Origin of the sequence: Clostridium cibarium, assembly GCF_014836335.1 — a bacterium.
Taxonomy (GTDB): Bacteria; Bacillota; Clostridia; order Clostridiales; family Clostridiaceae; genus Clostridium; species Clostridium cibarium.
In genome coordinates, this window is sequence record NZ_JACSRA010000050.1 from 1 (window position 1) to 12,833 (window position 12,833).

Annotated in this window: 12 protein-coding genes and 1 tRNA gene; 2 read left to right on the plus strand and 11 right to left on the minus strand. The window is 28.6% G+C overall.

Annotated features, from left to right (window positions below; translation table 11 throughout):
• Window positions 1–180: 180 nt before the first annotated feature.
• Complete coding sequence (locus tag H9661_RS18855) at window positions 181–678, minus strand: GNAT family N-acetyltransferase (RefSeq protein WP_143318134.1); 498 nt, start codon at window positions 676–678, stop codon at window positions 181–183.
• Between the two features lie 84 nt (window positions 679–762).
• Window positions 763–837, minus strand: a tRNA-Gln gene (locus tag H9661_RS18860).
• A 227-nt stretch (window positions 838–1,064) separates the two neighbouring features.
• Between H9661_RS18860 and H9661_RS18865 the strand changes: the two genes are divergently transcribed.
• The gene (locus H9661_RS18865; RefSeq protein WP_143318133.1) at window positions 1,065–1,409 is read left to right on the plus strand and encodes a hypothetical protein; all 345 of its coding nucleotides are present in this window, start codon (window positions 1,065–1,067) and stop codon (window positions 1,407–1,409) included.
• A gap of 113 nt (window positions 1,410–1,522) precedes the next feature.
• Here H9661_RS18865 and H9661_RS18870 read toward each other — a convergent pair whose 3' ends face one another.
• The 9 genes from H9661_RS18870 to H9661_RS18910 all read right to left on the minus strand — a co-directional run bounded on the left by H9661_RS18870 (window position 1,523) and on the right by H9661_RS18910 (window position 11,438).
• Window positions 1,523–1,675 carry a zinc-ribbon domain-containing protein gene (locus H9661_RS18870; RefSeq protein ID WP_143318132.1) on the minus strand — a complete coding sequence of 51 codons (153 nt, stop codon included), beginning with the start codon at window positions 1,673–1,675 and terminating at the stop codon, window positions 1,523–1,525.
• Window positions 1,676–2,087: 412 nt separating this feature from the next.
• Window positions 2,088–2,732, minus strand: coding sequence for an epoxyqueuosine reductase QueH (locus tag H9661_RS18875; protein ID WP_143318131.1), 645 nt, complete (start codon window positions 2,730–2,732; stop codon window positions 2,088–2,090).
• Window positions 2,733–2,773: 41 nt separating this feature from the next.
• A complete protein-coding gene (asnB, locus tag H9661_RS18880; RefSeq protein ID WP_191770332.1) occupies window positions 2,774–4,612 on the minus strand; it encodes an asparagine synthase (glutamine-hydrolyzing) in 1,839 nt (612 codons plus the stop codon).
• A 211-nt stretch (window positions 4,613–4,823) separates the two neighbouring features.
• Window positions 4,824–5,027: a heavy-metal-associated domain-containing protein gene (locus H9661_RS18885; protein ID WP_143318130.1), complete on the minus strand. Its 204-nt coding sequence runs from the start codon at window positions 5,025–5,027 to the stop codon at window positions 4,824–4,826.
• A gap of 26 nt (window positions 5,028–5,053) precedes the next feature.
• Complete coding sequence (locus H9661_RS18890; RefSeq protein WP_191770334.1) at window positions 5,054–7,273, minus strand: heavy metal translocating P-type ATPase; 2,220 nt, start codon at window positions 7,271–7,273, stop codon at window positions 5,054–5,056.
• Window positions 7,274–7,287: 14 nt separating this feature from the next.
• Window positions 7,288–7,554: a metal-sensing transcriptional repressor gene (locus H9661_RS18895; RefSeq protein WP_191770336.1), complete on the minus strand. Its 267-nt coding sequence runs from the start codon at window positions 7,552–7,554 to the stop codon at window positions 7,288–7,290.
• 959 nt (window positions 7,555–8,513) lie between these two features.
• On the minus strand, window positions 8,514–9,332 hold the full coding sequence (speD, locus tag H9661_RS18900; protein WP_185966881.1) for an adenosylmethionine decarboxylase: 819 nt from the start codon (window positions 9,330–9,332) through the stop codon (window positions 8,514–8,516).
• 124 nt (window positions 9,333–9,456) lie between these two features.
• Entirely contained in the window at window positions 9,457–10,347 is an 891-nt protein-coding gene (locus H9661_RS18905; protein WP_191770338.1) for a metallophosphoesterase, read from the minus strand.
• 104 nt (window positions 10,348–10,451) lie between these two features.
• Complete coding sequence (locus H9661_RS18910; protein WP_185966880.1) at window positions 10,452–11,438, minus strand: DUF4474 domain-containing protein; 987 nt, start codon at window positions 11,436–11,438, stop codon at window positions 10,452–10,454.
• A 218-nt stretch (window positions 11,439–11,656) separates the two neighbouring features.
• On the opposite strand from H9661_RS18910, the gene H9661_RS18915 reads away from it, so the two are divergent.
• Complete coding sequence (locus H9661_RS18915; protein WP_191770340.1) at window positions 11,657–12,688, plus strand: LNS2 domain-containing protein; 1,032 nt, start codon at window positions 11,657–11,659, stop codon at window positions 12,686–12,688.
• The last annotated feature ends 145 nt before the right edge of the window (window positions 12,689–12,833 follow it).

Here is a 12,833-nt window from a genome sequence, read left to right on the forward strand (position 1 = left end):
TCCAAGTATTACATATATTATAAGAGTATATTTAAACTACTATAAATACTATCTAATTACCTACACTATATTCCTTTTAAATATTATATTACCTATTATAAATTACATTTATAACAATTATATGTCATTATTATTAATATGAATTTTCATTCATATAGAATGCTATTTAAAAATTTCTCTTTATATGATTACTTTTTCGAAACAAAAGAATTCACCCTTTCTAAAGGTTATAATGCCCCTTTTTTCATAGCCATTCTTTGCATATAACCTGCATGAATATTTATTTAAAGTAAATGTATCTAAGCGTATCGATTCATAACCTTTCTCTTTTCCTAGCAATTCCGCATATTTTAGAAAACTTGTTGCAATTCCATTACCTTTATACCTGGGATCAATACACACTCTATGAATCACTAAACTTTTCCCTTTAGTATATTGCCAATTTATTTCTTTATATTCTATATCCTGAAATTCATTTAATGTAATAATTCCTTTAATAATGCCATCTTCTTCATATACAAAAAGATTTTCTTCAATAATATCATTAGTTATTACTTCTTCGTTAGGGTATAGATCATCCCATTGCATTATATTTTCTGATTCCATATCACTGGTAGCACTTTTTATTATACTTATTATTCTTTTAATATCTTCTTTTTTTCCTTTTCTTATTTCCATATGTATTGCCCCCTAAATATATTTTTAAAAAAGAGCGTTTTAATATTCTAATATAGAATACTAAAACGCTCTTTTCATTGAATTTGGCTAGGGTAAGAGGATTTGAACCTCCGATACTCAGAGTCAGAATCTGATGCCTTACCACTTGGCTATACCCCATTACACAAGATATTATACCACATTTTATATAAATTACACACATATTTCATAATTTTTTTTAATTACTTCCACTCTATTTTAAAGTAGAAATTTAGAATAGCTGTTGACTAACCAAGTTTTTACCATAACTACAGATAATGATTATTTTATATTCACATTAGTACCAATATATACATAAGATAAATTAAGAACGTAAAACAAAATATATTATATGAGGATGATGAACTATGGGTAAAAAAGAATATAATGAAAAAGAGTATGTAGAAAACTTTTATGAAGAAGAAAGCATATATAGAAGACCTAATCCTTGTGACTGTGATGAAAACTACGAAGAAGAAATAGAAAATCTCATTAACTTCATATTGAGAGAATTATGCGAAGTTGAAAGAGACGTTGATGAAATCGAAAAAGCTTTCGTAAGACTTGCTAAATTGTTGGTAAAAGAAGCTTGCTTAGATGATGAAGAAACTGAAGTTGTTTGTACTGTTGCAAAAGATCTTAAAGCTCTTGATTGTTTAGTTGATAAAACTATAAGAGATATGAAATGCTTAAGAAAGGTTATCCTAAAGTAATTTTGTAATAAATATCACCAATACCTTGGTATTGGTGATATCCTAAATTATCCTCATATGAAAAAGGCTATAAGAGTAATTCTCTTATAGCCTTTGCAACATTCTCTTAGAAACTATCTTCTGTTGTTTTGTTGCTTCTTAGCTCTTCTGCAGTCTGGGCATCTCTTTGGTTCGTTTTCGAATCCTTTTTCTTTGTAGAACGCTTGTTCTCCTTCAGTGAAGATGAATTCCTTACCGCAATCAACACATACTAAAGTCTTATCCATTTTAATTCCTCCAATTTAAAGACCATTTCGATTAATGAATCCTAAACCGGAGAACATTATTATCTACTGAATCTTTAATTTCTAATTTTATTTTGTATTTCTACAAAATCATAGTATCATATCTAAATAAAAATTGCAAGAAAATTTTCTGAATTTTTTATAATATTTTTAACCTTTTAAAAAGCTTTACATATGTTGATTTTGAGCCAAATACAGCAATATATAGATATGTAAGTTCTTCATGAATACTTTCCCTTAATTTTCTATAAAAGTTCGCTTTTTACCATGCACTTTTATAGATACAAATAAAGATTTTCTGAAACAAAAATTCCTAATATGATATTAACATTAATTGTATTAAAATGAATAAAAAAACATAGCCATATCTACATGGCCATGTTCTAAAATCTATCTATTCTTGATTATTATTTTTTTGTTCCATTCTCTCGTTTTTAGAAAAAACACATCCACAGTAATCTTGCCTATAAAGACCATATTCCTTAGAAAGCTCGATAGATCTTTTATAACCATTTTTCTTCTTAAAATCAGAGAACAAATAATTTGTCCCATGTTTTTTAGCTACTAGTTCACCTATTTCATTTAACTTCTTTGCATTTTTATGTGGACTTATAGTTAATGTAGTTGTAAAGTAATCATAATTTTTTTCTTTAGAAACAATAGCTGCTTCATTAAGTCTTAATTCATAACACCTAAAACAACGTTCTCCACCTTCTCTTACCTTTTCCAACCCTTTTGAAATAGCATAAAAACTTTCTGTATCATATTTTCCTATAATAAAATTTATATCATACTTAGTATTAAGTGATGAAATAAATTTTTTTTGTTCCTCTACCCTTCTTAAATATTCCTCTTCAGGATAAATATTAGGATTATAGAAAAAAACTGTTATCTTAAAGTAATTTGATAAATACTCTAAAACATAACTACTACAAGGAGCACAACAACTGTGTAGTAAAAGTCTTGGAACTTTTTCCTCTTTCACTAAATTTTTTATAAGAGAATCTAATTCTTTTTGATAATTTATATTGACATCCATACTTTTCCAGTCCTTCTTAAGTAAATTTTCTTTAGTTCTTATTATACCATGTCTTTACCCTCAATATAAATCTGATGCCACAAACAAAATATAAATATTGTCCAAATCTTTCTAGAATTATCCTTTTCATCTTTAAGATGTTCATCTAGAAGTTCCATAACATAATCTTTTTTTATATATCTATCTACCTTTGAATCATTTATAGTTCTTCTGACTACTTCTCCAAGCTTGCTTTTTAACCATACCCTTATAGGTGTTGGAAAACCTAATTTTTTTCTATCAACAACATGTCTTGGAACTATATTTCTAAAAGCTTCTCTAAGTAATAGCTTTGTATTTTTTCTAGAAACTCTTTGTTTTAGAGGAATTTTTTCTGCCACCTTTAATACCTCTTTATCTAAAAAAGGTACTCTAAGCTCAATAGAATTAGCCATAGACATTTTATCACCTTTTGCTAAAATATCCCCTATAAGCCAAGTATTAATATCAATATTTTGCATAGTTGTAACATAGTCATATCCTTTTTCTTTACAATCATTATATATTCTTTTTACTACATTTTGAAAATCATTATTTGGATTATAATTGACTAAAACTTTCTCTGTTTCTTCATTATTAAAAATTTTGGCATTTCCAATATATCTCTCCCTCAAAGGAGTAGTTCCTCTTAACAAGAAATTTTTCCCTACTATATTAGGTAACTTTTTTGCAATAAAATTAATGAACTTCTTAATTATTTTAGGTAGCTTAAAAACTTTCTTTAGAGGATAATATTCTTTATATATATTATACCCCGCAAATAATTCATCAGAACCTTCTCCTGACAATACTACCTTAACATGTTTGCTGGCTTCCTTTGATAAAAAATATAAACCAACAGCAGAAGGATCAGCAACTGGATCGTCAAATTTATATACTACATCCTTAATTGCATTAATATAATCATTTTCCCCTACTTTAATATAAGTATTTTCAATATTTAACTCTTCACTAGTCTTCTTAGCAACATCTATTTCATCATATCCTTCTACATCAAATCCTACAGTAAAAGATTTTATTTTAGGATTTTTTTTGCTAGCTATAGTTGCTATGATAGATGAATCAACACCTCCAGATAAAAACGTTCCAACCTCAACATCTGAAATCATATGAGAACTAACTGAATCTACCATAACGTCATAAACTTCTTTTCTATTAATTATTTTTTCTTGATTAAAATTCACCTTATGATAACATCGAAAACTTATTTTGTTATCTTTAACTGTGAAATAATGTGCTTGTGGAACTTTTTTTATTTCCTTTATCATGGTCTCTTCACCTGGAACATATTGAAATGATAAATATTTTTGAAGGCTATCCTCATTAACAGTTGGATGCTCTAGAAATGGTAATAATGCCTTATATTCTGATGCAAATGCAATTATATTTTCATTATCTATATAATATAATGGTTTTATTCCAAACTGATCTCTAGCCCCAAATACTTCCTTATTTTCTTTATCGTATATTAGAAAAGTAAACATTCCCCTTAAATCATATATAGATTTTTCTTTCTTTTCTATATAATCAGTAAGTAATACTTCTGTATCAGAATTTGATATAAAATTGTACCCTTTCAATTCAAGATATTCTTTTATATTCTTATAATTATAAATTTCACCATTAAATATGATTTCGTATGAATCTTTTTCAAATGGTTGATGTCCATTTGCCAAATCAATAATACTAAGTCTTCTAAACCCCAGAAAAGCACTATCATCTTCATAAATACCTATATCATCTGGACCCCTATGCTCAATAGTTTTTAATGATTCAAGAACTTTTTCCTTATCTACTTTATAGGTATCTTTTTTAATGAAAACCGAAACATGTCCACACATAAATTACTGCTCCCTTTCCTGCTTTAATTGCTCTTATAATAAATAGTAATTTTATAGTTACTATTTATATGTATTAACTTTACAGAATATTAGTTCTATCATTTTATCGTCATGTTTCATTATCCTATAATATATGCTTAAATACGTGAATTTGACAAAAAGAAACCTACTAAAATGAAAAATTTCGCATTTTAGTAGGTTTCTTTACTGACTATTCTATTCCAACAACATCATAGCCTTCTTCTTCTACAGCTTCCTTTAGCACCTCATCTGATGTTGTAGATTCAACTATTGCACAGTTATCTTCTAAACTCACCTCAACTAAAGAAACTCCTTCTAAAGCTTCTAAAGCCTCTTTAACGTGTGCCACACAATGATTACAACTCATGCCTTCTATTAATAATTTCTTTTTCATATTTATCTCCTCCTATATTATATTCTTTAAGCTTTAAACTTTCTAAGTCTTAAAGCATTAAGTAGTACTGATACTGAACTTAAACTCATAGCTCCAGCAGCTATCATTGGATTTAAAAGCGGCCCTCCAAATATATGAAGCACTCCCATAGCAACTGGTATTCCTAAAACATTATAACCAAATGCCCAACCTAAGTTTTCTTTTATATTTTTTATAGTTGCTTTACTTAACTTAATTGCAGTTGCTACATCTGTTAAGTCACTTTTCATAAGTACTATATCTGCTGATTCTATAGCTACATCTGTTCCAGAACCTATAGCTATACCTATATCTGCTTTTGCTAATGCTGGAGCATCATTTATACCATCCCCAACCATTGCAACTTTATATCCTTGTTCTTGAAGTTTTGCTACTTCATTAGCCTTATCTTCCGGAAGAACTTCTGCTAAAACTAAATCTATTCCCACTTGCCTAGCTATAGCTTCAGCAGTCTTTTTGTTATCTCCTGTTATCATAGCTACCTTAATTCCTAAATTCTTAAGATTTTCTATTGCCTTTTTACTATTTTCCTTAACTATATCTGCAACAGCAATTATGCCTTTAAGTTCTCCATCTATAGCAATATACATAGGCGTTTTTCCTTCTTCTGCAAATTTATCTGATTTTGCATTAAACTTATCTATGATTATATTCTTATCTAGCATTAATTTTTTATTCCCTAGAAGAATATTTTTATTTTCTATCTTAACTTCAATTCCATGACCTGGAAGTGCATTAAATTTCTCTATCTCTTTGAGCTTTAACCCTTTTTCCTCAGCACCCTTTACTATTGCTTCCCCTAAAGGATGTTCCGAACCTTTTTCTGCACTTGCAGCTAATATAATGATTTCTTCTTCTGATATTTCATCTACTATAATATCGGTAACCATCGGCTTTCCTTCAGTAATTGTACCAGTTTTATCAAATACTACAGTATTTAACTTATAGGTAGTTTCTAAAGCTTCTCCGCCTTTAATTAATACACCATTTTCTGCACCTTTTCCTGTACCAACCATGATTGCTGTTGGGGTTGCTAGTCCTAAAGCACATGGACAAGCTATAACAAGTACTGATATAAATATTGTAAGTGCAAACACATTGTTTTCACCTGATATTTTCCAAGCTAAAGATGAAATTACGGCAAGTCCTATTACTATAGGAACAAAATAGGATGAAATTACATCTGCAAGTTTAGCTATCGGTGCCTTTGACCCCTGTGCATCTTCAACTAACTTAACTATTTGAGCTAATGCAGTATCTTTTCCAACCTTTGTTGCTTTGTATTTTATAAATCCTGTTTTATTTAAGCTTCCACCAATAACAGAGCTTCCTATTTCCTTTTCAACTGGGATACTTTCCCCTGTCAACATAGATTCATCTATTGAAGTATTTCCTTCAACTATTTCTCCATCAACAGGTAACTTTTCTCCTGGTTTAACTATAACTATATCGCCTACATTAACATTTTCAGCTTTTACTTGTAGTTCTCTGCCATTCCTTTCAACAGTTGCGACCTTAGGAGCCAGCCCCATAAGTGCCTTTATTGCTTCAGAGGTTTTCCCTTTAGATACTGCTTCTAAATACTTACCTAAAGTAATTAAAGTCAATATTACTGCTGCTGATTCGAAATACAAATTCATAACATAATGTACTTCACCTTCAGTAATTTTAACTATAGCAAAAACTCCATATAAGAATGCTGATAAAGTTCCAATTGCAATTAATGAATCCATATTAGGACTAAGCTGAAATATATTCTTTATCCCAACTTTGTAAAATTTGAAACCTATAAACATAACTATTAAAGCTAATACCAGCTGCACTAATGCAAAATTTAATGGCTTCATTTCAGGATCAATTATAGTAGGCAAATGCATGCCTAGCATATGACCCATACTTATTACAAGTAGCGGAATTGTAAAAATTATTGATATTATGAACCTTCTAAATAACTTACTCCATTCAGTATCAGATTTATCTTTCTCTTTGACTTTACTTTCCTCTACAAGTTTATATCCTGCTTTTTCTACTACTTCTTTTATTTTTTCATCATCTATCACTTCATTATTCATAGTCAATGTAAGTTTTTCTGTTGCAAAATTAACACTAGCATTTTCAATCCCTTCTAGCTTTTTTACAACTCTTTCAACTCTATTTGAACATGCTGAGCATGTCATTCCCTCAACTAAAAAAGTTTTATTTTCCATATTCCACACCTTCTTTATTTTGACATTACTTTTTCTAAAATACTTATTATTTCTTCTATCTTAACATCTGCATCTCCTGTGCTACATGCATCCTTAACACAAGTGTGCATATGCTTCTTTAATATAATCAAGTTAGCTTTCTTTAGTAAGGACTGAGCAGCCATTATTTGATTTGAAATATCAACACAATATCTTTCATCTTCTATCATTTTAATAATTCCTTCGATTTGTCCCTTTGCCGTCTTTAAAGATTGCATAGCTTTTTTTCTTTCTTCATTCATATTTTTCCTCCTCCCTCCCCTGGGGGGTGTTGTAGTTTTATTATATTCCTTTTTTTCTTTATGTCAACATGATTTCAAATTTATTATTGACTTAAATTGTTTTTATATACATCACGGATAAATCAATTCTTAGTTAACAAATCATGATGAATGATTAACATTTAAATAAAAAAAACACTCCTCTATATCTGTTTCATTAAATATAGCTATAAACTATATCCAATTTCCCAGAATACAAAGGAATGTCAGGTGTAGGCCAATTAAATTGTCTAACAGTTTCAATATCCATTGTTAACAAGGACTTGAATTGTTAGTCCATCATCCTAATTTACTATTTGAAATATCATTTCATCCAAACATTAAATTAGAAACTCTAAATTTTTATAACTATTATACAAAAGTTATTGAAGATCTTACCTCCTATACAACTTGTACAATATTTTCTCAATCTCAATAATATATACTAACAGGGATAGTTACCTTGCTATTATTTTTATAAACTGAGAAAACTAAGATAGTTTGTTACTATAATTAATTAAATAAAAAACAGAGACATATTCAAATTTTCCAATCTATATAATTCCCCTTAGAACTATTATCTACATTTTTTTTCTAAACACTTTTAGTATTTAATTTATTGTTGTAGAAATATTTATGAAGTCTAACTAACTTGTAGTACCCCCCAGTAACATAAGCTATTCAAAGCATTCATTATCCTCTAGTTCTATACTTCAATCTATTAATTACTACTTACTAATTAAGTAACAATACTTTTCTTTAATACTATTCTACATAAATTTTATATAATTTAAATTTTTTTCTCACATCTTCCATTTATTTAATCCTCAACTCTGTAATATTTTATTTCACGACATTATAATAACATTTCACGACTTGAATCCAAAAAAGAAAAAGCAGTCTCATCTATATCTGAGACTGCTTTTTATACTACATCCATACTAATATATATTCGTTCCACTGAAAATCTCTATCATCTCTTTACGCAGATTATTTGTAATTTCGAGCCTTTCCTTTGGCTTAAGTTCATATACATCTTTATTAAAAAGATAATTTTGTAGTTCAATTTCTTTAATTAACATTTTTGTGTGAAATATGTTAGACTGATATACATTCATATCCATAGCATCATATTTCTTTAATGTATTTTCATCAATATAATCTTGTATTGATTTAATTTTATGGTCTATAAATAACTTTTTACCATCAACATCTCTGGTGAATCCTCTAACACGATAGTCTATTGTAATAATGTCAGAATCAAAACTTTCTATTAAATATTTTAATGCATTCAATGGAGAAATTTCTCCACAAGTGGATACATCAATATCCACACGAAAAGTAGCAATTGAATTATCTGGATGATATTCTGGATATGTATGAACTGTTACATGACTTTTATCTAAATGTCCAACTACCGTTTCTCTTGTTTTCAATATATCTATTTCACCATGATTACAAGATTTGTCAACTAAATGAACTGGCAGTGCTTCTTCTGAAATAAGAATCGTCACACTAGCACCTTGTGGGTCATAATCTTGTTTAGATACATTAAGTACATGCGCTCCTATAATCTCAGTTACATCACAGAGAATTTTTGTAAGTCTTTCTGAATTGTATTGCTCATCAATATAAGCAATATAGTCCTTTTGTTCTCGCTCACTTTTTGCATAGCATACATCATAGATGTTAAAGCTAAGTGTTTTTGTGAGGTTGTTAAAGCCGTATAATTTCAGCTTGTTTTCCAACCCTAACATCACACCCTTTCTAATTAAAATTTTATAGCAATGCAATTATACTATATCGTTAATCAAAATTCTACTTTTTATGTAGGAAATTTAGTGGTATATGATGAAAATTTAATTTTTTTCAATATATCTATTACTACTTAAAATATTCTCGTATTTTTGTAGGTCCTGCTATTATATCTTTTCCAATATACAAAGTACCATCATCTTTTGTTTTCATACTCCATTTTATTAAAACTATTTCACCATGTTCAATTTCTATTCCTGTTATACATCGTGGATGCACGCAGCTTCCATCATTAAAATAAGGAGCTTCACCAACCTCTGGAAAAATTGGTTTATGAGTATGTCCTGCGATAAGCATGTGTTTTTCTTTTTTAACCCATTGAACTAACCTCTTTTCAACTACTTCCTTTTTTGCATAATTCTTAGCTGGGCTAGTTGGATCATTAAATCCAAACAAATTTAATGGTTTCCAAAAAAACCTAACTAAAAATCTATTTAATTTCCATAATCTATAGTTTCTATAATTTCCTTGATGTCCATGTATTAAAAATATCTTATCTTCAGTAAATTTATGTTTCAATATTAATCCTTCCCCTATTTTTATATTATCAAACAGAGAAAAATTCTTCTTTTCACGTTCATCAAAATATTTATACAAATTATCTTTTACAAATTCATCACTCTGCTTAACTATATCATGATTTCCATAAATAAAATAAAGCCTACCTCTTCTATAAAATTTCCTTAATAGCCAGAAAATATCACTATGTGCATGAATGATTTCAGACATATCACTATTTTCCCAAAGTTCATCTCCATCTCCAAGTTCTATATAAGTAAAATCTTCCTTGTAATAGTGTGTTAAAGCTGCAAAATAAAGATTTTGATTTTTCGAGAAATCATCTCCCCAGCTTCCATTTCCTCTATGACAGTCACTCATTAAAATTATCTTTGAAGAATTATCAAATAATACTTCATCAGCTGATTCATAGACTTCAGATATGTGCTCTAATAAACTCATAATATTTCCTCCACATAAAATACTACTAAATGATATGTTTAAAAATTTATTTTTTATTTAAATACTAGTAGAAAAGCAGGAATTTAACTTCCTGCTATATAATATTAGTCAATATAACTTCTGATTTTATCATATATCTTAAATATTCCTTTAATATTTCCTATATTTATAATATCATTAAACATTTCAGGAAACTCCTCTGAAACGGCCTTCATTTTCTCTTCCATACTATTATATGAACCTGTTAATTCATTATACTCATTACATAGCCATTGATTTTTTCTTTGTTCTCTCCTCTCTATCTCTTGTGTTCTAGAAACAGGTTGTGCTGTATGTGGTCTATCAAATTTCAAAATTACTGTGTTCTTCTTTTTTACTATAATTTCTGAATTGGTATATCCTGCTTTCTTTAGCCCATTAACAAATTTATAACACATCTCTCTATCTTTTAAATTGATCTTTATATGCATTTTTAATTCTGAGGGCTCTGAAAACATACCAAGTTTAAATCCTGTTAACCACCAATGCTTTTCTGATCTATTGAAAACTTTTTTTCCATCTTTAATTAAAACTACAGACATCTGCAATCTATCTTCATCACTTACACATTCATAAAAGGGCCCTTTGTAGACACCTGGAACATCTATATCATGATTTTTCATTTTATAAACCCCTATTTCACACCCTGTAGCTACCCCATATTGACCTTTCCAAAATTCAATTAGCCAATTTTCTCCTCTATACTCAAAAGGTATAGGCTCACAATCTATTACCATTCCTAAAGGTGTAGTTGATTCGTCATAAAGTTTACAATACCCCATGCTTCTTTGCCAAACATCCATATTGTAATAAAATATATCTTGTTTTGAATCATAAGAATAACCAGCTAATTCTATTACTTTATTAAATATTTCACTGCTTGTCCCCTTTTTCATGAAAAGCTTACGAAACTTTTCTTTTACTCTTGCTATTACATTAGCCATTAGCTCACATATTTCAAATTCAAATATAATCAAAATGACTAAAATTAAAATTAGAGAAATTGGAAACCATGACTCTTTTATTATTTGCAAATTAAGTCCTTCAAACATAAAACTCACTCCAAATATATTGTTATATACCATAATATTCTTAACATATCAGTTATGTTAATGTTTTATTTATAATCTTTTTAATTAAAATATAATTTTACAATTAAATTCACCTTAAAATATCTTTAAATTATGTATTATTATACCTCATAGTGTAAATTTTAGTATATAATTTATACATAATATCTAAAAATCAATAAATATAAGGAGATTATCACATGAATAAAAATTTAAAAACAAAAAAGTTATCATTATTTCTTGTTCTAACAACGATATTGTCTATTTTTTTTAGTAACACTATCGTATTTGCTGCTAATAACTTGTCCTCATCAGTTATATTTGCCACCAATCCTCAAATAAAGTATTTTGATTTTAAAAAATCCCAATTCACACCTCCACCAAGAACCGACTTTAGTTGGTTTAATAAAAATATAGTAAGTGTACACACACCTCACCATAATGGTTATGATTCAATAGTTACAACTAATGAATCTCAATATATTGAAGGAAAATTTCAATATGGTGACTTTAATAAGGATTTAGAAAATGAATGGATTTCCATATATGAATATTCTCTAGATTCTAGTACAAGTCATTGGGAAAAGTTAACTAGATTAAAAACTAATAGCGACGGACGTGTTAAATATACTATTCCAAATTCAATGAAATTAGCTCCTGGATTACATTTAATCAAACTTTATGTTGAAGGTGATGGTACTGAAGCTAATATGTATCTACAAGTTTTAGATACTAGTAAAAAATATGTTATTTTTGATATTGACGGCACCCTTACCACCAGTGATTTTGAAAATGTTAAAGAATATACAAGTGAACTTACAAATATAAATTACATACCTCAAATGTACTCTAATGCAAATGATGTAGCAAAATATTATAGTTCTAAAGGTTATAATATTCTTTACTTAACAGCTCGCCCTTATTGGTTAACTGAAAATAGCCAAAGATGGCTATTAGAAAAAGGATTCCCTATGGGCTTAGTACATACTTCTTATGGAAGTAGCTTATTAATAGGACAAGCTGCAGCTGATTATAAGGCAAATTACTTAAAACAATTACAAACTAAAGGCATTCAATTTTGCTATGGCTATGGAAATGCACAATCAGATGTACAAGCATATTCTAATGTAGGAATTAACAAAAGCAACATATTTATCATTGGATCAGAAGCAGGAGTTTTAGGCTCTACTCCAATAACAACTTACTCTGAACACTTAAAAATATTACATTAAATTTAATCCAAACTATTTTATCTTCAAATATTAAAAATAAGCACTGGTTAAATTTTAAATTATATTCCAAATCGAGTAGGAGGTAGATAATTATTTTATCTACCGACCTCTCACACCACCGTACGTACCGTTCGGTATACGGCGG